Origin of the sequence: Microbacterium sp. Leaf320 (assembly GCF_001423485.1) — a bacterium.
Classification (GTDB): Bacteria; Actinomycetota; Actinomycetes; order Actinomycetales; family Microbacteriaceae; genus Microbacterium.
In genome coordinates, this window is sequence record NZ_LMOD01000004.1 from 137,633 (window position 1) to 158,265 (window position 20,633).

At 69.6% G+C, this 20,633-nt stretch carries 17 protein-coding genes; 5 read left to right on the forward strand and 12 right to left on the reverse strand.

Translation table 11 applies throughout. The features are described from left to right. Nucleotides 1–54: 54 nt before the first annotated feature. The 6 genes from ASF63_RS14265 to ASF63_RS14290 form a co-directional block, all read right to left on the reverse strand. Nucleotides 55–1,497, reverse strand: a complete 1,443-nt coding sequence (locus tag ASF63_RS14265; RefSeq protein WP_056515377.1) for an aldehyde dehydrogenase (NADP(+)) — start codon at nt 1,495–1,497, stop codon at nt 55–57. After that, complete coding sequence (locus tag ASF63_RS14270; RefSeq protein WP_056515380.1) at nt 1,494–2,630, reverse strand: mandelate racemase/muconate lactonizing enzyme family protein; 1,137 nt, start codon at nt 2,628–2,630, stop codon at nt 1,494–1,496. Before ASF63_RS14270 ends, ASF63_RS14265 begins: the two co-directional genes overlap by 4 nt. Then, the gene (locus tag ASF63_RS14275) at nt 2,627–3,526 is read right to left on the reverse strand and encodes a 5-dehydro-4-deoxyglucarate dehydratase (RefSeq protein WP_056515383.1); all 900 of its coding nucleotides are present in this window, start codon (nt 3,524–3,526) and stop codon (nt 2,627–2,629) included. Before ASF63_RS14275 ends, ASF63_RS14270 begins: the two co-directional genes overlap by 4 nt. Before the next feature lie 10 nt (nt 3,527–3,536). Continuing rightward, nucleotides 3,537–4,487 carry an NAD-dependent epimerase/dehydratase family protein gene (locus tag ASF63_RS14280; protein WP_056515387.1) on the reverse strand — a complete coding sequence of 317 codons (951 nt, stop codon included), beginning with the start codon at nt 4,485–4,487 and terminating at the stop codon, nt 3,537–3,539. After that, nucleotides 4,484–5,809: a Gfo/Idh/MocA family protein gene (locus tag ASF63_RS14285; protein ID WP_056515390.1), complete on the reverse strand. Its 1,326-nt coding sequence runs from the start codon at nt 5,807–5,809 to the stop codon at nt 4,484–4,486. The genes ASF63_RS14280 and ASF63_RS14285 overlap by 4 nt, the downstream gene beginning before the upstream one ends. Nucleotides 5,810–5,894: 85 nt before the next feature. Beyond that, nucleotides 5,895–6,899 carry a LacI family DNA-binding transcriptional regulator gene (locus ASF63_RS14290; RefSeq protein WP_056516280.1) on the reverse strand — a complete coding sequence of 335 codons (1,005 nt, stop codon included), beginning with the start codon at nt 6,897–6,899 and terminating at the stop codon, nt 5,895–5,897. A gap of 74 nt (nt 6,900–6,973) precedes the next feature. Between ASF63_RS14290 and ASF63_RS14295 the strand changes: the two genes are divergently transcribed. Then, nucleotides 6,974–8,017, forward strand: coding sequence for a M24 family metallopeptidase (locus ASF63_RS14295; protein WP_235560805.1), 1,044 nt, complete (start codon nt 6,974–6,976; stop codon nt 8,015–8,017). Nucleotides 8,018–8,038: 21 nt separating this feature from the next. On the opposite strand, the gene ASF63_RS14300 is transcribed toward ASF63_RS14295, so the two are convergent. Then, nucleotides 8,039–9,046, reverse strand: a complete 1,008-nt coding sequence (locus ASF63_RS14300) for a LacI family DNA-binding transcriptional regulator (protein ID WP_056515393.1) — start codon at nt 9,044–9,046, stop codon at nt 8,039–8,041. 150 nt (nt 9,047–9,196) lie between these two features. On the opposite strand from ASF63_RS14300, the gene ASF63_RS14305 reads away from it, so the two are divergent. The 4 genes from ASF63_RS14305 to rhaS are packed head-to-tail and all read left to right on the forward strand — an operon-like array spanning nt 9,197 to nt 13,899. Further along, nucleotides 9,197–10,726 carry a sugar ABC transporter ATP-binding protein gene (locus ASF63_RS14305; RefSeq protein WP_053098749.1) on the forward strand — a complete coding sequence of 510 codons (1,530 nt, stop codon included), beginning with the start codon at nt 9,197–9,199 and terminating at the stop codon, nt 10,724–10,726. Beyond that, nucleotides 10,723–11,754: an ABC transporter permease gene (locus tag ASF63_RS14310; protein WP_056515396.1), complete on the forward strand. Its 1,032-nt coding sequence runs from the start codon at nt 10,723–10,725 to the stop codon at nt 11,752–11,754. The genes ASF63_RS14305 and ASF63_RS14310 overlap by 4 nt, the downstream gene beginning before the upstream one ends. Next, the gene (locus tag ASF63_RS14315; protein WP_056515399.1) at nt 11,751–12,803 is read left to right on the forward strand and encodes an ABC transporter permease; all 1,053 of its coding nucleotides are present in this window, start codon (nt 11,751–11,753) and stop codon (nt 12,801–12,803) included. The genes ASF63_RS14310 and ASF63_RS14315 overlap by 4 nt, the downstream gene beginning before the upstream one ends. A 55-nt stretch (nt 12,804–12,858) precedes the next feature. After that, nucleotides 12,859–13,899: a rhamnose ABC transporter substrate-binding protein gene (gene rhaS / locus ASF63_RS14320; protein ID WP_056515402.1), complete on the forward strand. Its 1,041-nt coding sequence runs from the start codon at nt 12,859–12,861 to the stop codon at nt 13,897–13,899. 230 nt (nt 13,900–14,129) lie between these two features. Here rhaS and ASF63_RS14325 read toward each other — a convergent pair whose 3' ends face one another. From ASF63_RS14325 to ASF63_RS14345, 5 genes are all read right to left on the reverse strand, one after another. Further along, entirely contained in the window at nt 14,130–15,527 is a 1,398-nt protein-coding gene (locus ASF63_RS14325; RefSeq protein ID WP_056515405.1) for a rhamnulokinase, read from the reverse strand. A 133-nt stretch (nt 15,528–15,660) separates the two neighbouring features. Then, complete coding sequence (locus ASF63_RS14330) at nt 15,661–17,697, reverse strand: bifunctional rhamnulose-1-phosphate aldolase/short-chain dehydrogenase (RefSeq protein ID WP_056515408.1); 2,037 nt, start codon at nt 17,695–17,697, stop codon at nt 15,661–15,663. Then, nucleotides 17,694–18,548 carry an alpha/beta hydrolase gene (locus ASF63_RS14335; RefSeq protein WP_056515410.1) on the reverse strand — a complete coding sequence of 285 codons (855 nt, stop codon included), beginning with the start codon at nt 18,546–18,548 and terminating at the stop codon, nt 17,694–17,696. The genes ASF63_RS14330 and ASF63_RS14335 overlap by 4 nt, the downstream gene beginning before the upstream one ends. Nucleotides 18,549–18,634: 86 nt before the next feature. Then, nucleotides 18,635–19,801 carry an L-rhamnose isomerase gene (gene rhaI, locus ASF63_RS14340; protein ID WP_056515413.1) on the reverse strand — a complete coding sequence of 389 codons (1,167 nt, stop codon included), beginning with the start codon at nt 19,799–19,801 and terminating at the stop codon, nt 18,635–18,637. Continuing rightward, the gene (locus ASF63_RS14345) at nt 19,798–20,199 is read right to left on the reverse strand and encodes an L-rhamnose mutarotase (RefSeq protein WP_056515416.1); all 402 of its coding nucleotides are present in this window, start codon (nt 20,197–20,199) and stop codon (nt 19,798–19,800) included. Before ASF63_RS14345 ends, rhaI begins: the two co-directional genes overlap by 4 nt. Nucleotides 20,200–20,633: the final 434 nt, after the last annotated feature.

Here is a 20,633-nt window from a genome sequence, read left to right on the forward strand (position 1 = left end):
GTCCTGCGACGGGGAGGGCGTTTCGATCTCGTCCGAGGGGCGCTCGCGCTGAGATCAGGCGGGAAGTACGAGCACGCCATTGCGGCGATGGGGGAGACGCGAGAGAGCGTCTTCCCGGAGCACTTCGGGGAGCAGCGCCTCCGGCGCGTCCTGGAACGCCAACGGCCGCAAGAACCGGCGGATAGCGGACGCGCCGACCGAGGTGTGCAGGGAGGTCGTCGCGGGCCAGGGGCCGCCGTGCTGCTGCGACCAGGTCACTGCGACGCCGGTCGGCCAGCCGGAGAACAGTACGCGTCCTGCGCGCTCCTGCAGAAGCTCCAGGGTCGCGGCGGAGTCTTCGCCGGGCTCGGCGTGCAGGGTCGCTGTGAGGCTCCCCGGCACGGCGGCGAGCGCCCCATGCAGGTCGGCCGCGGAGTCGTAGCGGACGATGAGGGTGACCGGCCCGAAGCACTCCTCGAGCAGCGTCTCGGGCCGCGCGGCCACTGCACGCGCATCGGTGAGCAGGGCGACCGGGCGCACACCGTCGACCTCGACGCCCTCGGCGAGGATCGACACCGAGGGATCGCCCTCGAGGTGGGCGAGGCCGGCGGGGAACGCCGCGGTGATGCGGTCGGTGAGCAGCGGGCCGCCCGAGATCGCGGGCACGGCGGCCGCTACGGCATCCTCGAATCCCGAGCCTGCGGGAACGAAGACCACACCCGGCTTGGTGCAGAACTGGCCGACGCCGAGAGTGAAGGATCCGACGAGCCCCTGAGCCAGGGAGTCACCGCGTGCGGCGACCGCGGCTTCGGTGATGACGACCGGGTTGATGCTACCGAGCTCGCCGTAGAACGGGATCGGGTCAGGGCGCCCCGAGGCGAGGTCGAACAGTGCGCGTCCGCCGGACACTGAGCCGGTGAAGCCGGCGGCCCGGACGAGCGGATGCTGCACGAGCGCGTTACCCGCGTCGCGACCCGCCACGAGCGCGAGCGAACCGGCGGGGGCCCCTGCGGACTCCAGTGCCGCCGCCACCAGCTCGGCGGTGCGCGCCGACAGCCGAGGGTGGCCGGAGTGCGCCTTCACGACGACAGGGTTTCCGGCGGCGAGGGCCGAGGCCGTGTCGCCGCCGGCGACCGAGAAGGCGAAGGGGAAGTTGGACGCCGAGAAGACCGCCACAGGGCCCAGGGCAGTGAGCAGTCGGCGCAGCTCCGGTCGCGGCGGGGTTGCTGCCGCATCCGCATCATCGACCGTGAGTTCGAGGTACGAGCCCTCCTCGACGACCGTCGCGAAGAGGCGGAGCTGGCCGCTCGTGCGGGCCACCTCGCCGGTCAGACGGGTCGCGCCCAGGCGGGTCTCCTCGTCGGCGATCGCGACGAGCTCGTCGAGGTTCGCGTCGAGCACATCGGCCGCGGCACGCAGCCAGCTCGAGCGGTCCGAGGCCGGCGAGCGACGCCAGATCGGGGCAGCGGCGGCTGCGGCGCGGACGATCGCGTCGAGATCTTCGGGAGACGTGGTCACGAGGGGTCCTTTCCTGCGCGGAACGCGGGGTCGTCGGTGCGCGCTGCGGCGTCGGTGAGCAGAGGGGAGAAGCGGATGCCGAGGCCAGCGTGCGCGTTCTCGGTGAGCCAGCCGCCGGCGATCGTGACGGGCGACGGGTCGACCAGGGCGCCCAGCGCGCCGAACCCGGCGTCCTCGACGTCCTCGACGAGCACCTCGGACGCTGTGTCGGCAAGCGCGAGAGCGAGTTGTCCGGAGAGCTCCGGCAGCAGGTGCGGGTGCAGGGCTGCGCCGTGAGACGCCGCCAGCTCGGCGATGCGGAGGAAGGGCGTGATGCCGCCGACCCGCACGACGTTGGGCTGAACGATCTGCGCCGCACCCGCGCGCAGGAAGTCGCCGAAGCGGTGCACGGTGTGCAGGTTCTCGCCGAGCGCGATCGGCACATCGATGCGCCGTGCGAGTTCGGTGTGGCCGTCGAGGTCGTCGGCCCGCAGCGGTTCCTCGATCCAGGCGAGGTCGAACCGCGACAGCGCTTCGACCGAGGTCGCCGCCCGCTCGAGATCCCACCGCTGGTTCGCATCGATCATCAGCGAGGGAGCGGGCCCCAGCAGGTCGCGGACGGCGGCGACGCGATCGAGGTCCTCGGCGAGATCGCGCTTGCCGACCTTGATCTTCACGGCGGTGAACCCCGAATCGATCCACCGCTGCACCTGGGCGAGCAGCTCGTCGAGCGAGTAGTGAAGGTTCACTCCCGAACCGTAGGCGCGTACGCGCTCGCGGCGGCGGCCGATCGACTCCGACACCGTGCTGCCGTCCGACCGAGCCTGGGCATCCCACAGCGCGAGGTCGAGCCCTGCGAGCGCGATCGTCGTGATGCCCGCGCCGCCAGCTTCGTGCAGGTGCTCCCACAGGTCCTGCCAGGTCTCGCCGGGCACGGCTGATCGTCCGACCGCGGCGGGCCCGATGTCGTGTCGGAGCAGAGCCTCCACCGCGTGCGCCCCGATCTGCGGGGTCCACGAGAAGCCCCAGCCCTCGACTCCGTCGGAGCGCACGAGATGCGTCGCGATGACGCCGACCGAGGTGACGTCGGCAGCCCACGGGCGCGCCAGCGGCACCCGCTGCAGACGCGTCGTCAGACTCCGGATCGTGGTCACAGCAGCGCGCGCCCAGCTGCGAGGATCTCGGCGAGGCGTGCCTCCTGGGCGGGCGTGGGGTCGACGAGCGGTGCGCGCACCGACCCGACGGCGAGTCCCGAGAGCCGCAGCCCCGCCTTGATCAGAGAGACGCCGAATCCGGGGGTCTCATCGCGCAGCTCGACGAGAGGGCGATAGAAGCCGTCGAGCAGTGCGAGGCGCCGTGCCTCGTCTCCCTCGGCGTACGCGCGGTAGTAGGCGTTCGCGATGTCGGGCGCCATGGCGAAGGCGGCCGACGAATAGAGGGGAACGCCGATGCCGCGATACGCGCCCTGCGTCAGCTCGGCCGTGAGCAGACCGTTGAAGAAGGAGAAGTCCGACCGGCCCTCCTCGGCGACGGCGCGGACGATCAGCTGCGTCGCACCGATGTCGCCGGTGCCGTCCTTGAAGCCCACGACCTTCGGGTTCGCGACGAGTCGGCGCACGGTCTCGACCGAGTACTGCGCGCTTCCGCGGTGATAAATGATCACGGGCAGGCTCGCCGCCTCGACGATCTGCTCGACATAGGCGGCGAGTCCCGCCTGTGTGCCGCCGACGAGATAGGGCGGCAGCACGAGGAGTCCGTCGGCGCCGGCATCCGCTGCGGCCTTCGCCACCTCGATCGCGTGGCCGAGCGGCCCACCGGCGCCGGAGATCACCGGCACGCGTCCGGCCACAGCGGTGACAGCCGTGCGGGTGACCGCGGCCGCCTCGCTCGCCGACAGGGCGTGGAACTCTCCTGTGCCGCACGCGGGGAACACCCCGCCGGCTCCGGCCTCGACACCGGTCGCGACATGGGTCGCGAGCAGCTCGTGGTCGATCGTGCCGTCAGCGGTGAACGGGGTCACCGGGAAGAAGAGGATTCCATCGAAGTCGATGTCGAGCCTTTCAGGAGACGGATGGGGCGCCGGATGGGGCGCCGGATGCGGCGGCGGATGCGGTCGAGGAGGCGAGCTCGGTGCGCCAGCTGCGGGTCGGCCGCCAGCCGAGCAGGCGGGCGGCCTTGGCGGACGAGAAGGCGGGGGCGCTGCCGGTCAGGGCCGCGGCCGCGTGCTCGGTGCCGGGGTGGAACCGGGGCAGAAGCTCGTTCAGGGGGCGACGGGCGAGCGCGTCGTCGGCGCCGACGAAGAAGACCTCGCCGTTCGGGATGTCGTCGAGGGCGGCGAGCAGCGTGTCGGCGAAGGCTGCGACGTCACGGGCATCGACGTAGTTGAACAGGGCCGGAGCCGACAGCGCCGGGTCGTTCAGTCGATCGAGCACGGTGTGGCCCTGCTGCGTCTGAGCGCCGGCCCACTCTTCGGGGGCGATCACGTAGCAGGGGCGGAACGAGGCGAAGCGCACGTCGTCGCCGGTCTGACGCCGCAGCATGTCGACGGTCTGCTCGATCAGCAGCTTCGACAGGGCATAGGCGTTCCACGGCTCCGCGGGGGAAGCCTCGTCGAGCGGCAGTCGCTCGGGCGTCCATCCGCGGGGAGCGCCGTAGCCGATCACTGTGGGGCTCGACGCAGCGACCACCCGATGGATGCCGGCGCGCACCGCTCCGCCGAGCACCGACTGCGCGAGAGCGCCGTTGGTGCGGAGGATCACGTCTTCCGGGGCGCTGAACGGCACCGCGATCGCCGCGAGGTGGATCAGCGCGTCGGCATTCGTGCCCGCGAGTGCCGATGCCGTCGCATCCGCATCGGTCAGGTCGAGGGAGAACTGCGTGATCCCGGGGCGATCGAGGTCGTCCGTCGGCTCGCGATCGATCGACACGATCTCGTGCCCGGCATCGGCGAGGCCCGTCACGAGCGTGCGCCCGAGCCTGCCGGATCCGCCGGTGACGACGACCCTCATCACCGCTCCAGCAGTGCGATGCCGAGCTCGTCGACCTTCACGGGCAGTCCCGTCTCGAGCGAGCGGTTGCCGGCGATGCCGACGGCGATCGAGCGGATGCCGTCGGTCCAGTCGGCCGGGCGGGCGAGCGGGTCGTCGCCCGGGCCCTCGAAGACATCCGAGAGCAGCAGCTCGTCGCCGCCGCCGTGGCCGCCGTCACCGCCGTCGATCGGCACCTCGTAGGCCTCTTCCCAGTGCCGCTGCACGATCAGCCGCTCGCCCTCGGGGCGCAGCGAGGTCGTGCCGTAGCTGCCCGAGAGGCTGGGGTCGATGTGCGGATGCAGGCCCTCGCCCGCGAGGACTGCGCCCCGCTCGATGACCTCGAGCTCGACCCGGCCGAGCGTGCCGTTCACCGCGACGCGGTAGCCCTCCCACGGCGCGTGCGCGTTCAGCGAGTACGACATCGTCGCTCCCGAGGCGTAGTCGACGACGAGCGCGAGGTTGTCCTCGATCGTGATCCCCTCGCTGAAGACGTCGAGGTCGCGCCGGTATCCGTCGTGCTCCTCGGCGTCGAGATAGAGAGCGGTGAGGCGCTCGTCGGTGCGGAGATCGAGCTCGAACAGATCGCCGTCGTCGTGGGTGCCTCGGGCGGGGCGCTCGCCCAGCCCGCGGGCAGCGGCGTTGTCGGCCCCGTAGAAGCGCAGACCGCCCGAGGCGAAGACGCGGGTCGGCTGCGAGCGGATCCACCAGTTCACCAGGTCGAAGTGGTGACTCGATTTGTGAACGAGCAGACCGCCCGAGTTCTTCTTCTCGCGGTGCCAGCGGCGGAAGTAGTCCGCGCCGTGGTTGGTGTCGAGCATCCACGAGAAGTCCACCGAGGTGACCTCTCCGATCGTGCCGTCCTGGATCACCTGGCGCAGCGCGCTGTTGCGTGGGGAGTAGCGGTAGTTGAACGTCAGCACGACCTGACGGCCGGTGCGCTCGACCGCGTCTTCGATGCGCGCCGCGCTCGCGGCGTCGATCGTCAGCGGTTTCTCGACCACGACGTCGGCGCCCGCCTCCAGCGAGCGGACGATCAGCTCGGCGTGCAGGTCGTCGCGGGAGCAGATGATGACCCGGTCGACGCGTTCGTCGCGGATGACCTGTTCGAGCTCGTCTGGGGTGGCGAGTCGGGGCAGCGGGGCGCCGACCTCGGCGATGCGGTCGGCGTAGAGCTTGGCCCGCACCGGGTTCGGCTCGATGATCGCCACGAGCTCGGCGCGGTCACGGTGCGTGCCGATGATCCCCTCGACGTACATCTGGGCGCGGGCTCCGGCGCCGGCGAGGGCGTAGCGGGTCTTCGTCATCGTGATCCTTCGGTGATCTCGAACTCAGGAAACGTTTTCTCGACGATAGCACAGGGTGCATGTCGAGTCGTCGGGATGCGGACGCTCAGCCTTCGTGCAGCGCTGCGGTGCTTCCGCGCACGACGAGAGTCGGCGTCAGCGTGAGCGTCGGGGTGGGGTCACCGCCGGTGAGCTGAGCGTGCATCGCAGCCCAGGCGGCGGCTCCGATCTCGACCGCGGGTACGGCTGCCGTCGTGAGCGGAGGCGAGGTGTAGGCGGCGAAGGGGATGTCGTCGAAGCCGGTGATCGACAGCTGACCCGGAACCTCCACGCGGCGCACGGTCAGTGCCGAGAGGAGGCCCATCGCGACGAGGTCGTTGTACGCGATCACGGCGGTCGCACCGCTCGCGAGCACCTGATCCGCGACCGCGGTGCCGCTGTCGAAGTCGACGCCGGCGGAGATCTCCTCGACCTCCAGTCCCGGTGTTCTCGAGGCCGCTGCGGCGATCGCGTCCTGTCGAGCGCGATGGGTCACGCTGCGGGTGGCGCCGGCGAGATAGACCAGGCGACGGTGACCGAGCGACGTCAGGTGATCGACGATCTCGCGCATACCCGATCCGTAGTCAGCACCGACGACCGGGGCGCTCGGCTGTGGGCCGCGGTTGATCACGACGGCGGGGGAGAGCGCGGGGAGCAGCGTCGCGAGCTCTTCTTCGGGCATGCGCGGAGCGCAGAGGATCACGCCGTCAGTACGCAGTCTGGTGGCCCTGGCGAGCGCGTGCTCCTCGCCGAGGTCTTCACGCGAGTCGGCGACCAGCACGTGATATCCGTCGGCGGTCGCTGCCCGGCTGAGGCCCCGCAGGATCGCCTGGAACGTCGGGTTCTCGAGGTCGGGGATCACGACGGCGACGGTCTGCGTGCGACCCAGCACCAGGCTGCGGGCCACAGGGTTGGCGGTGTAGCCGAGCTCGGCCGCGGCCGCCTGAACGCGCTCCGCGAGCGCCGGATCGACGGTCGGGTTGCCGTTCATCGCGCGCGACACGGTCGACAGCGAGACGCCGGCGAGCTTCGCGACGTCGGTGATGCCAGGGCGTGACGATTCGCGTGCCATCAGCATCCCTTCGTCCCGCGATCGGTCGCGGCTGTCGTCATACTACGAGAAAACGTTTTGCAGGGGAGAGTCGCATGGCCGGAGCATCCGAGGACCGCATCGAGAAGCAGGATCGTGTCGCCCGCGTGCGGCGGGAGTTCGGCGGCGCAGCGCTCGTTCTCGAGTCGCATGAGGCGGTGTCGTGGTATCTCGAGGGCGTGCGCACTCACGTGTCGCTCGCGGGGCCCCCGGTGCTCGCCGTGCGCGCGGAGAAGGGCGGGGACGTGCTCTACGTCGCCGACAACGAGGCCGACCGGATGATCGCCGAGGAGCTGCTGCCCCAGGATGCCGAGCGCATTATTCGGGTGCCCTGGTGGATTCCGCCGGCGGTCGCCGCCGCCGAGGACGCGGCGGTGCCGGAGTCGCAGGCGGCGCTTCAGCTGCGTGCGGCGAGGGCGCGGATGCTGCCTGCTGAGCGAGCCAGGTATCGGTCGCTCGGCCAGGAGACGGCCGAGACACTGACCGATGTGCTCAGCCGGGTCGGGCCTGACCAGACCGAGCGGGCGGTCGCGGCGGTCGCCGCCGCCGAGCTCATCGCCCGGGGCATCGATCCGCTCGTCGTGCTCGTTTCGGGCGTGGAGCGCGATGCGTTCCGGCATCCGCTGCCGACCGCCGGTCTGCTCGGCGATCGCGCGATGATCGTCGTCTGCGGTCGCCGCGACGGGCTCATCGCCAACGCGACACGATGGGTCGGCGCATCCGTCGACGAAGAGCCGATCCTCGGGGTCGAACGTGCGTTTCTCGATGCCTCCGTTCCCGGCGCTCGTCTCGATGACGCCTTCGCGGCGGGAACCGCGGCGTACGCCCGCTTCGGGTTCGACGCCGGCGAATGGCAGCGGCATCACCAGGGTGGGCCGACCGGCTATGCCGGACGTGACCCTCGGGCCACGGCATCCACGACCGATCTGCTCGTCGAGAATCAGACGTTCGCGTGGAATCCGACCGCACCGGGGGTCAAGGTCGAGGACACCATGCTGCGCACAGAGACGGGCTGGGAGGTGCTGACGGTCGACGAACGCTGGCCTTCGGTCGAGTACGAAGGCCTGCGGCGTCCGGTCGCACGCGCGTACGGGGCCTGATCGGCGCAGCCCGATGCCGTCTCAGCCGCCGGTCGAGCGGCGCACGATCAGCTCGGGCGGGAACACGGTCTGCCTCGGGATGCTCTCGGGGTCGGCGGCCTCTTCGAGCACGATCCGCAGCGCCGTGCGACCGATCATGCGGCTGGGCTGACGGATGGATGACAACGGCACCGCGGCGGCGGCCGCGAACGGATTGTCGTCGAAGCCGATCAGCGCGATCTCGTCGGGGACGAGCAGGCGTCCGCCCGACACGAGCGACTGCAGCAGGCCGAGGGCGAGCAGATCGTTGGCGGCGAAGAGCGCGTCGGGCCACTCGCGCCGAGGGCGGGTGAGCAGGCGCGCTCCGGCGGCGACGCCCTCTTCGACCGTCATCGCCGCCGTCGGCACGACCTCGAGCTCGACGTGCACCGCCGCGTTCTCGGCCGCCGCGCGAGCGCCCGCGAGACGGTCGGTGACCTGACGCATGTCGAAGGGGCCGCCAACGAAGGCGATCCGCCGCCGACCGCCCTCGATGAGGTGCTCGACCGCCAGTCGCCCACCCGCGACGCTGTCGACCGACACCGACGAGAACCCGCTGTCGGCGCTGAATCGGTCGACGAGAACCGTCGCGATCCCGCTCGCTCGGAACTTGCGCAGCTGCGTCATGACGTCGCCGTAGGGGGCGATGAGCAGGCCGCGCACCTGCTGCTCGCGAAACAGGTCGAGATAGACCTTCTCGCGGGACGGGTCGTCGTCGGTGTTGCCGTACAGGATCGCGATGCCGTGGCTCGACGCCTCGTCTTCGGCACCGCGCACCACATCGTTGTAGAAGGGGTTCTGGCCGTCGAGCACGACGAATCCGACGGTCGTGCTCACGCCGGCTCTGAGCTTGCGGGCGGCGTCGTTTCGCACGTAGCCGAGCTCTTCTATCGCCTGCGTCACTCGCTCGACCGACTCGCTGGAGACCTCGTCCGGTCGGTTCAGGACGTTCGAGACGGTGCCGACGGAGACGCCAGCGCGAACGGCGACATCGCGGATGCTGACCGGCATTCGGCAGTCCTCTCGTCGTCGGGCGGATCACGCTTCGGCATCGGGGGTTGACCTGAGACCGGCATCACATACACTAGCCTGAAACGAGCTTGAATCGATTCAGGTAAAGTTCATTCCGATCATCATCCCCCTCAACGGAGAGGAAAGCCAGTGGTAGACGCAGCCTCCGCCCGCAGCGCTCCCCCCACCGCGCTCGAGCTGCATCGGGTGGTGAAGTCCTTCGGCCCCGTCGTCGCACTCCGCTCCGGCAGCCTGACGCTCCGCCCCGGCTCGATCCACGCCCTCATCGGCGAGAACGGCGCGGGCAAGTCCACGCTCGTGAAGATCATGGCCGGTCTGTACCGCCGCGACTCGGGCGACTTCCGTCTGCACGGCGACGATGTCGATTTCACCAGCACCGCCCAGTCGAAGGCCGCGGGCATCGCGGTCATCTACCAGGAGCCGACGCTGTTCCCCGATCTCTCGGTCACCGAGAACATCTTCATGGGGCGCCAGCCCACCGGCTTCCTCGGCCGCATCGACCGCAAGGCCATGCGCACCGAAGTCGACCGGATCTTCCGCCGCCTGGGCGTGACGCTCGACCCCGACCGCATCACCGAGGGTCTGTCGATCGCCGACCAGCAGATCATCGAGATCGCCAAGGCCATCTCCCTCGACGCGAGCGTGCTGATCATGGACGAGCCGACGGCCGCACTCAGCGGCGTCGAGGTCGACCGACTCTTCGCGGTCGCGCGGAGCCTCCGCGACGAGGGACGCGCGATCCTCTTCATCTCGCATCGCTTCGACGAGGTGTTCGACCTGTGCGACACCGTCACCGTCATGCGTGACGGGGCATACATCGACACCACTCCCATCGCCGAGACCACGGTCGACGAACTGGTGCGCCAGATGGTCGGCCGCGACGTCACCGAGCTGTTCCCCAAGCAGGAGGCCGCCATCGGCGAGCCGCTGCTCGAGGTCACAGCGCTCACCCGTCCCGGCGTCTTCCATGACATCTCGTTCACGGTGCGCGCGGGCGAGATCGTCGCACTGGCAGGTCTCGTCGGTGCCGGTCGCTCGGAGGTCGCCCGCGCGATCTTCGGCGTCGATCCCTACGACGAGGGAGAGGTGCGGATGCTCGGCGCGGGCGTCGCCCGCCGCAACCCGACCGCCGCGATGCGCAGCGGACTCGCGCTCGTTCCCGAGGACCGCCGCAAGCAGGGCCTCGTGATCGACGCGAGCGTCGGAGGCAACATCACGCTCGCCATCCGCCGGCGCCTCTCGAAGTGGGGACTCATCACGAGCGGCATCGAGAACCGTGCGGCGAAGGAGTGGGCGTCGCGCCTCGAGGTGAAGACGCACGCGCTCGACACCGTGGCGTCCACGCTCTCGGGCGGCAATCAGCAGAAGGTCGTGCTGGCCAAGTGGCTGGCCACCGACCCGCGCGTCCTCATCATCGACGAGCCGACCCGCGGCATCGACGTGGGCACCAAGTCCGAGGTGCACCGACTGCTGTCGCAGCTCGCCGGCGAGGGCATGGGCATCCTGATGATCTCGTCCGAGCTGCCCGAGGTGCTCGGCATGGCGGACCGAGTGCTCGTGATGCGCGAAGGACGCATCACCGCCGAGATCTCCCGCGACGACGCCACCAGCGAGAACGTCATGTTCGCCGCCACCCACTCATCGGAGCTGCACTCATGAGCACCACCACCGCACCCGCGGCCGCCGCTCCGGCGATCGCGAAGAAGCCCGGCGGCATCGGCCGTGCACGCGAGTTCGGCATCCTCGCCGCGCTCGTGCTCGTCGTGATCGCCGCGACCGTCAAGAACCCGGCGTTCCTCTTCAGCTCCGACGGCTGGCGCGATCTGCTGCTCACGCCGTCGATCCTCATGCTCGTCGCGGTGGGCCAGGCGATCGTCATCATCACGCGCAACGTCGATCTGTCGGTGGGCTCGGTGATGGGCCTCACGGCCTACCTGACCGGACGCCTCTTCGTCGACGTCCCCGGCATCCCGATCGTGGTCGTCGTGATCGCGGCCGTCCTGCTCGGTGCCTTCCTCGGCCTGGTCAACGGCGCATTGGTCGCCTTCGCGAAGGTGCCGGCCATGGTGATCACGCTCGGCACGCTGTATGCCTACCGCGGCATAAACGTGCTCTGGACCGGCAGCGATCGCATCAACGCCTCCGACATGCCGAAGGACTTCCTCGGCCTCGGCACGCAGCAGATCCTCTTCGTCCCGGTGCTGACGATCATCGCGGTGATCGTGCTCGCGCTCGCCGCCTGGTATCTGCGCAACATCCGCGGCGGTCGCGAGTACTACGCGATCGGTTCCGACCCCGCGGCCGCCGAGCTCTACGGTCTCAAGGTCACCCGCCGCGTGCTCTCGGCGTTCGTCCTCTCGGGCGCACTCGCAGGTCTCGCCGGCGTCTTCTACGCCGCCCGCTACGGATCCATCAGCTCGCAGGCAGGCAGCGGCTGGGAGCTGGATGCGGTCGGTGCCGCCGTCATCGGCGGCATCGCGATCACCGGCGGCGTCGGCACCGTCTGGGGCGCGGCCATCGGCGCGATGCTCCTGATGACCATCAACCGTGCGCTGCCCATTCTCGGCATCCCGGACTTCTGGCAGCGCGCCGTGGTCGGTGTGCTGATCATCGGGGCCATCGTGCTCGACCGGGTGCTCGCGGTCAGACAGAGACGCCAGCTCATCGAGGCGAGGGACGAATCATGACCACGACAACGACGACCACGTCGACGCGCGTCATCCGCGACTACGACCGTCCGCTCTGGCGGCGCATCTTCGTCAACCGCGAGTTCGCGATCATCGCCCTGCTCGTGCTCGTGACCATCGTCGCCGCGGTCTCGATCCGCGGGTTCGCGCAGCCGATCACAGCGAACTACCTGCTGCTCGACGTCGCGCCGATCCTGCTCATCGCCCTGCCGATGACGCTCGTCATGATCACCGGAGAGATCGACCTCTCGGTCGGATCGATGGTCGGACTCGCCAGCGTCGTCACCGGTGTGCTCACCGAGTCGGGTGCCCCGTTCGAGGTCGCGGCTCTCGCCGCCCTGCTGGTCGGCGTGGTGGGCGGTGCGTTCAACGGCTTCCTCGTCACGATCGTCGGCCTGCCCTCGCTCGCCGTCACGATCGGCACGCTCGCGCTCTTCCGCGGTCTCGCGGTGGGCCTGCTCGGAACCACTGCCGTGACCGACTTCCCCGAGACCTGGACCGCTCTCGCGAAGGCGAAGATCGCCGGAACCACGATCCCGTACATCGTGATCCCGTTTCTGATCCTGCTGGTGCTGTTCGTCGTGCTGCTGCACTTCACGCCGTTCGGCCGCGGCGTCTTCGCGATCGGCCTCTCGAAGGACGCCGCGCGGTTCTCGGGCGTGAACGTCGAGCGGACGAAGTTCATCCTGTTCGTGCTCTCGGGCGTCGTCGCCGCCTTCGCGGGCATCTTCTACACGCTGCGGTTCGGCAGCGCCCGAGGCGACAACGCCACGGGGCTCGAGCTGCAGGTGATCGCCGCCGTCGTGCTCGGCGGAGTCTCGGTCTTCGGCGGACGCGGGCACCTGCACGGTGTCGTCGCCGCCGTGCTGCTCATCGGGGTGCTGGGCAGCAGCCTGCGTCTCGCCGGCGTCACCTCCGACGTCATCAACATCATCACCGGCGGTCTGCTGATCTTCTCGGTCGTCGCAGCCAGCGTCCTCGCCTGGGCGCAGCGCGTCCGTGCGAAGGCCGGTCCGCCGCTCCGCGTAGCAGCCTCTCCCGCACCATGAGGCAGCCTCACATCGCAGGCACCCGCCAGCGGTGGTCATCACGAAAGGAAGAACAATGACGTTTGCACGTAAGAAGATCGCGGGGTTCGCGGCGGTCGCCGTGGCCGCAGCGCTCGTGCTGACCGGCTGCGCCGACACCAGCGGCGGCTCGGGCGGCTCGGGCTCGGAGGGTGGAGGATCCGACAACCTGTCGATCACGTTCCTGCCGAAGAACCTCGGCAACCCGTACTTCGACACCTCGAGCGAGGGCGGCAAGACCGCCGTCGACGAGTTCGGCGGCACGTTCGCCGAGGTCGGCCCTGCTGAGGCCACCCCCGACGCCCAGGTCAGCTACATCAACACCGCGACGCAGCAGGCCGTCGGTGCGCTGGTCGTCTCGGCCAACGATCCGAAAGCGATCTGCGACGCGCTGAACGAGGCGCGTGACGCGGGCGTCAAGGTCGTCACCTTCGACTCCGACACCAACCCCGAGTGCCGCGACCTGTTCATCAACCAGGCCGACTCCGAGGGCATCGCCAAGGTGCAGGTCGACCTCATCGCCGACCAGATCGGCGGAGCCGGCGAGGTCGCGATCCTGTCGGCATCGGCCAACGCGACCAACCAGAACGCCTGGATCGACCTGATGAAGGAGTACGTCGCCACCGAGTACCCCGACATCACGATCGTCGAGACCGTCTACGGTGACGACGACGATCAGACCTCGTTCGACAAGACCGCGGCCCTGCTGCAGAGCCACCCGAACCTGAAGGGCATCATCTCGCCCACCACGGTCGGCATCGCTGCCGCCGCTCGCTACGTCTCGACCTCGGACTACAAGGGCAAGGTCGCGATCACCGGTCTCGGCACCCCGAACCAGATGCGCGAGTACGTCGAGGACGGCACCGTCACCGCGTTCGCGCTGTGGAACCCGGCCGACCTCGGCTACCTGGCGGCATTCGCGTCGAAGGCACTGATCGAGGGCGACATCACCGGCGAAGAGGGCGACACCTTCGAGGCAGGCGAGCTCGGCGAGTACACGGTCGGCGCCGACGGCGTCGTGCTGCTCGGCGACCCGTTCGAGTTCAACGCCGACAACATCGGCGACTTCGACTTCTGAGTCGGATTCGTGTGGGGCGTCGGAGCTTCGGCTCCGGCGCCCCTTTCGTGTGTCCGGTGCCATTGCCGGTGCTATGGCGCGGGCTCCCGGCCCTGGGCGGATGGCTGGCGAAAGCGCGGATGGATGCCGGGACAGGGTGTTCTCGGCATCCATCCGGGGACCGGCCAGCCAGGTGTGCGGCGGGCTGCCCGCGGACGGGACGGCACTTCGGGGCGGGCGACGGGTGTGAGTCAGCGCGGGTCGAAGCGCTCCGGCTCGTGGGTCGCGGCGACGAGGGCGCGCAGCTCCTCGAGAGATGCGGGGGCCGCACCGAGGGCTCGCGCCTGCACGAGCACGTTGCCGAGAGCGGTCGCCTCGACGGGGCCTGCGAGCACCGGAAGACCGGTGCGATCGGCCGTCGCCTGGCACAGCAGACGGTTCAACGATCCGCCACCCACCAGATGGATGCTGTCGAGCTCGCGCCCCGAGAGGCCGGATGCCGTCTGCACCGCATCCGCGAACGCCGTGGCGATCGACTCGACGATCGAACGGGCGAAGGCGGGCCTCGTCGAGGGAGCCTCCGATCCGAGCAGCGCCGCGATGCGTGCAGGCATGTCTCCTGGTGCGCTGAGCGACGAGTCGTTCGCGTCGAACAGCGGCACGTCGCCGGTGACGGCGGAGGCCGCGGCCAGCAGCTCGGGCAGGTCGATCGAGGACCCGTCCTCTGCCTCCCACGCCCGCACGGTCTCGCTCAGCAGCCAGAGTCCCGTCACGTTGTGCAGGAAGCGGTAGCGCCGGTCGACCCCGAGCTCGTGCGTGAAGTTCGCCTCGCGCGCGGCATCCGTCAGCACCGGGTTTGTCAGCTCGACGCCGACCAGGCCCCAGGTGCCGCACGAGATATAGGCCGAGTGCGGGGTCGACAGGGGTGCGGCGACGACGGCGGATGCCGTGTCGTGCGAGCCGACCGCGATGACGGGCAGCTGCTTGCCGATGCGTTCAGCCAGCTCGGGTCGCAGCGTGCCGATCGTCTCGCCCGGGTCGACGAGCGAGGGCAGGATGCTCGACGGGATGCCGAGGCGTTCGGCCAGCTCGCTGTCCCACTCGCCCGATTCGACGCCGAGCAGTCCGGTGGTCGAGGCATTGGTGCGTTCGGCGACCTCAGTTCCGGTGAGCAGGAACGCGATGAGGTCGGGGATCAGCAGGGCGTTGTCGGCATCGGCGAGGCGGGCGTCGACACGGTACTGATAGAGCGTGTTGAACGGCAGGAACTGCAGTCCGTTCCGCTGGTACAGCTCGGCGAACGGCGCCTCGGCGTGCACCTCGGCGACGCCCCGCGCCGTGCGCTCGTCGCGATAGTGGAAAGGCTCGGCGAGAAGCTCGCCGTCTTTCAGCAGGCCGTAGTCGACTGCCCACGAGTCGATTCCGATGCTCTCGATGCCCGGCTCTCGGCGCACGGCCTCGGCGAGCCCCGCGACGACATGCTCGTAGAGTGCGCCGAAGTCCCAGTGCAGGCCGTCCTCACGTTCGACGGGCCCGTTGGGAAACCGCGAGACGAGTTCGAGGTCGAGCCGGTCGTCGCCGATCCGCCCGATCATGACGCGACCGCTGGTCGCCCCGAGGTCGACGGCGGCGACGGACCGGACCGTCATGAGTCGCTCCGGGAGCTGTCGTGGAGTGCCATGGATCGGGCGATGCGTTTCGTCTCGTCGCTGCGCTCCTCGCTCAACGACCGAGGCTCCTGGTCGTTGAGCGAGCGGAGCGACACGAAACGCCCTCGCGCCGTCATCGCAGGAACGCCGCGGCGACGCCGGAGTCGACCGGGATGTGCAGGCCTGTGGTGCGGCTGAGCTCGGGGCCCGTCAGCACGTAGACCGCATCCGCCACGTTCTCGGGAACGACCTCGCGCTTGAGGATCGTGCGGTTGGCGTAGAACTGGCCGAGGTCCTCTTCGGCGACGCCGTAGGTGGCTGCGCGGTTCGCACCCCAGCCCGAGGCGAAGATGCCCGAGCCGCGTACGACACCGTCGGGGTTGATGCCGTTGACGCGGATGCCGAACTCGCCGAGCTCGACGGCCAGCAGTCGCACCTGGTGCGCCTGGTCGGCCTTGGTCGCCGAGTAGGCGATGTTGTTCGGACCGGCGAACACCGAGTTCTTCGACGAGATGTAGATGATGTCGCCGCCGAGCTTCTGGTCGATCAGCACACGGGCCGCGGCCTTCGACACGAGGAACGAGCCCTTGGCCATGACATCGTGCTGCAGGTCCCAGTCCTTCTCGGTGGTCTCGAGCAGGGGCTTCGACAGCGAGAGTCCGGCATTGTTGACGACGAGGTCGACGCCGCCGAACGCGAGCACGGCGTCGTTCAGCGCGGCCTGGATCGCAGCCGCATCCGCGACGTTCGCCGCGACGCCGATCGCGACGTCGGTGTTCCCGAGCTCGGCCGCGGCGGCCTGGGCCTTCTCGAGATCGAGGTCGGCGATGACGACGCAGGCGCCCTCGGCCGCGAGACGGGTGGCGATGGCCTTGCCGATGCCGCTGGCGGCTCCGGTCACGAAGGCGATGCGGCCCTGGTGCGACTTCGGCTTCGGCATGCGCTGCAGCTTGGCCTCCTCCAGCGCCCAGTACTCGATGTCGAACTTCTCGGCGTCGGAGATGGGGGAGTACGTCGACAGCGACTCGGCGCCGCGCATCACGTTGATCGCGTTGACGTAGAACTCGCCGGCGACGCGGGCGGTCTGCTTGTTCGCCCCGTACGAGAACATCCCGATGCCGGGCACGAGCACGATGAGCGGGTCGGCTCCGCGGATCGCGGGCGACTCCGCGGTCGCGTGGGCGTCGTAGTACGCCTGATAGTCGGCGCGGTACTCGGTGTGCAGCTCGTGCAGGCGGGCGATCTGCTCGTCGGCGGATGCCGTGACGGGCAGGTCGAGGATCAGCGGCTTGACCTTGGTGCGCAGGAAGTGGTCGGGGCAGCTGGTGCCGAGAGCCGCGAGTTCGGGGGCGCGATCCGAGGCGAGGAAGTCGAGAACGACGTCGGAGTCGGTGAAGTGGCCGACCATCGGCTTGTCGGTCGACGCGATGCCGCGGATCGTGCCGGCGAGGGCCGCAGCGCGCTCGCGGCGCTCGGCCTCGGGAAGCGCCTCGAAACCGGCGCGGACACCGCCGAACGGGTCGGCCTTGCCGTTCGCCTCGATGTAGGCGGCTGCGGTGTCGATGATCCACAGTGAGTTCGACTCGGCCTCCTCCGACGTGTCGCCCCAGGCGGTGATGCCGTGGCCGCCGAGGATCGTGCCGATCGCCTGCGGGTTCTGTGCCTTGATCGCGGCGATGTCGAGTCCGAGCTGGAAGCCGGGGCGGCGCCACGGAACCCACACGACCTTGTCGCCGAAGATCTTCGCGGTCAGCGCCTCGCCGTCGGCGGCGGTCGCGATCGCGATGCCCGAGTCGGGGTGCAGGTGGTCGACGTGCGCGGCGTCGACGAGGCCGTGCATCGCGGTGTCGATCGACGGGGCGGCGCCGCCCTTGCCGTGCAGGCAGTAGTCGAACGCGGCGACCATCTCGTCTTCACGGTCGAGCCCCGGGTAGACGTCGACGAGTGCGCGCATGCGGTCGAGGCGCAGCACGGCGAGGCCCTGCTCCTTCAGCGTGCCGAGGTCGCCACCGGATCCCTTGACCCACATCAGCTCGACCGGCTGCCCGGTGACGGGGTCGGTCTCGGTGCCCTTCGCCGACGTGTTTCCGCCGGCGTAGTTGGTGTTCTTGGGGTCGGCGCCCAGGCGGTTCGACCGCTCGATGAGGGCGGCGGCGGTGGGGTTGGTCATGGCTGTTCCTTGTTCTCGGGAGAAGTGGCGAGGATGCGTGCGGCGAAGCGGTCGATCGATGCTGTCGCCGCCGCGTGTTCCGGACGGTTGAGGTGGCCGTGGCGGGTGCCAGGCTCGGTCGAGATGTCGAGGGCGACACCGGCGGATCGCAGCGAGGCGCCGAAGGCCTCGGCGGAGACGCGCAGCTCGTCGACCTCGTCGTTGATCATGATCGTGGCGGGGAAGCGTGAGAGGTCATCGACCGACGCGGTGCCGGGCACCGCGTAGACGTCGGCGTCGTCGACAGGCCCGCCCAGGTAGTTCTCGTACATGACTCGCACGGGTTCGGGCCCGAACGTGTCGGCCTCAGGATCTGCGTCGAGCGCCGCGCGCAGGGCCGCATCCGGTGTGTCCTGCACAGCGTGCAGCGTCGGATACGCGAGCACCGCGAGAGCGGGGACGGGACCGGAACCGTGGCTCAGGCGCAGGGCTGCGCCGGTCGCGAGGTTGCCACCCGCGCTTGCTCCGCCGATCGACCACGGGCCGCGTGCGAGGCCGGAGTCGACCGCCCAGCGGAACGCGGCCTCGAGCTCGTCGGACGCGACCGGATAGTGCACGCCGGCACGTTCAGGGGCGCCGGCCGCCGCGGCCCAGGTGCGAGGAAACGGCGCGAGCGAATAGTCCACCGAGACCACGACGATGCCCCGGTCGGCGAAGCTCCGTGCGACCCAGTCGGCCTCCGGCATCTCGAGCTCGCCGGCGGCGAACCCTCCGCCGTGCGCCCAGACGAGTCCGGGTCCGGCAGGCTTCTCCGGCTCGTACACGCGCACGCGCAGCGGTCCGTGAGGTCCGTCGAGCAGCTGGTCGCTCACAGCATCCGTCCTTCTGTCGGTGGGGCGTCGGGATGCGGGGATCGGCTCCCGCATCCCGACGGGTCTCATGGGGTCAGCGGTCGAGGTTACGCGCCCCAGCCGGCCTGCACGCCGCCGACGCGCTCGGCGGCGATCTGCTGCTGGTAGCCCGACTCGGCGTAGGCCGCCATCGGGTCGGCGGCGAGTCCGCGCGACTCGCGCCACTCGGCGAGAGCCGGGCGCACGTCGGTGTAGAAGGCGTCCATGAAGACGGCGTTCGCGGCGAGCACGTCGCCGGACTTCTGCGCGGCGGACAGGGCGTCTCGGTCGACGATCAGCGCGCGCGCCGTCATCTCCTGGACGTTGAGCACCGAGCGGATCTGACCGGGGATCTTGTCTTCGACGTTGTGGCACTGGTCGAGCATGAAGGCCACGTCGGGGTTGTTGAGGCCGCCGCCGCGGACGACCTCGAACAGGATGCGGAACAGCTGGAACGGGTCGGCCGCGCCGACGATCAGGTCGTCGTCGGCGTAGAAGCGCGAGTTGAAGTCGAACGAGCCGAGCTTGCCGAGGCGCAGCAGCTGCATGACGATGAACTCGATGTTGGTGCCGGGGGCGTGGTGGCCCGTGTCGAGGCACACCATGGCCTTGTCGCCGAGGGAGGAGACCTGAGCGTACGACGTGCCCCAGTCGGGAACATCGGTGTGATAGAACGCCGGCTCGAAGAACTTGTACTCCAGCACGAGGCGCTGGTCGTCGCCGAGGCGGGCGTAGATCTGCTGCAGCGACTCCTGCAGGCGGTCCTGTCGGCCGCGCAGGTCGGCCTGACCCGGGTAGTTCGAGCCCTCGGCGAGCCAGATCTTCAGGTCGCGACTGCCCGTGGCATCCATCACGTCGATGCAGGCGAGGTGGTGGTCGATCGCCTTCTGGCGGATCGTGGGGTCTTCGTGGGTCAGCGCGCCGAACTTGTAGTCGTCGTCCTGGAAGGTGTTGGAGTTGACCGTGCCGAGGGTCACGCCGAGGTCTTCGGCATGCTTGCGCAGATCGGAGAACGAGTCGACGAGGTCCCACGGGATGTGCAGCGCGACCGAGGGAGCGAGCGCGGTGTACTTGTTGACCTGCGCGGCATCCGCGATCTTCTCCCACGGGTCGCGCGGGGTGCCCGGCGTTCCGAACACCTTGAAGCGGGTGCCGGAGTTGCCGAACGCCCAGCTGGGGAGCTCGATGCCCTGCTGCTCGAGAGCTGCGAGATTGTCGGACGAGAGGATGCTCATGAGGCGCTGCCTTCGGTGTCGTTTCGGTTGTCGGTGTCATCGATGTCGGATGCTGCGGAGCCGCCGGCGTCGGCGAGCTGGTCTTCGAGGTGGAACACCTCGGTGAGTGCGGTGGCGGCCTGGTCGGGGCGCCCGTCGAGATCGACGAAGAAGCGGCCCATCTCGGCCTCCCAGCGCGCGGCGACGGGGGATGCGGCGAGGTAGGCCTGCGCCGCGGCATCGTCATCGGTCTCGTAGTAGCCGACGAGAGTGCCGCCGTCTGCGAGGAACAGCGAGTAGTTTCGACGGCCGGCGGCGGCGATCTCGGCCAGCATCTCGGGCCACACGGGCGTGTGACGGGCGAGGTATTCGTCGAGCAGCTCAGGACGCACCTGCAACTGGAACGCGACGCGAGTCATGGATGTTCTCTCTTCATCGAGGTTTTGAATCGTTTCATTCAATGTCTCAACACTAGCATGGCCGGTCGCTCTGTCAAGCGACCGGCCATGCCTCGGGTGGATCGCCGGATCACCTCACCGTCACAGTCACGCTCCTCGAGGCGGTCGTGCCCGCGGCGTTCGAGAACTCGGCCACGTATGCGTACGTGCCGGGTGCGCGACCGGTGATCGCCGTCTGCGCGCGCTGCGCCGAGGGGGACGAGGCCACCAGAGCCTGGGTGTCGATCAGGACCCCGTTCTCGTAGAGCCGGTACTCGGTGCCGTTGGTGCCCCACCAGAGGTCGGTGGTCACCGTGTAGCTGCCGTCGCGATCCCAGTTGTCGTGACTGACGACGGGCACGCCGGGGGAGGCGTCCTTGACCTTGACCGTGACGGATGTCGTGGCCGTCGTGCCC

What these genes read in the sequence shown, in the direction of transcription:
- ASF63_RS14285 (WP_056515390.1), bottom strand. Translation starts at nt 5,809, where the DNA reads ATGACGAAGACCCGCTACGCCCTCGCCGGCGCCGGAGCCCGCGCCCAG.
- rhaS (WP_056515402.1), top strand. Translation starts at nt 12,859, where the DNA reads ATGACGTTTGCACGTAAGAAGATCGCGGGGTTCGCGGCGGTCGCCGTG.
- ASF63_RS14295 (WP_235560805.1), top strand. Translation starts at nt 6,974, where the DNA reads ATGGCCGGAGCATCCGAGGACCGCATCGAGAAGCAGGATCGTGTCGCC.
- rhaI (WP_056515413.1), bottom strand. Translation starts at nt 19,801, where the DNA reads ATGAGCATCCTCTCGTCCGACAATCTCGCAGCTCTCGAGCAGCAGGGC.
- ASF63_RS14300 (WP_056515393.1), bottom strand. Translation starts at nt 9,046, where the DNA reads ATGCCGGTCAGCATCCGCGATGTCGCCGTTCGCGCTGGCGTCTCCGTC.
- ASF63_RS14290 (WP_056516280.1), bottom strand. Translation starts at nt 6,899, where the DNA reads ATGGCACGCGAATCGTCACGCCCTGGCATCACCGACGTCGCGAAGCTC.
- ASF63_RS14345 (WP_056515416.1), bottom strand. Translation starts at nt 20,199, where the DNA reads ATGACTCGCGTCGCGTTCCAGTTGCAGGTGCGTCCTGAGCTGCTCGAC.
- ASF63_RS14330 (WP_056515408.1), bottom strand. Translation starts at nt 17,697, where the DNA reads ATGACCAACCCCACCGCCGCCGCCCTCATCGAGCGGTCGAACCGCCTG.
- ASF63_RS14325 (WP_056515405.1), bottom strand. Translation starts at nt 15,527, where the DNA reads ATGACGGTCCGGTCCGTCGCCGCCGTCGACCTCGGGGCGACCAGCGGT.
- ASF63_RS14310 (WP_056515396.1), top strand. Translation starts at nt 10,723, where the DNA reads ATGAGCACCACCACCGCACCCGCGGCCGCCGCTCCGGCGATCGCGAAG.
- ASF63_RS14315 (WP_056515399.1), top strand. Translation starts at nt 11,751, where the DNA reads ATGACCACGACAACGACGACCACGTCGACGCGCGTCATCCGCGACTAC.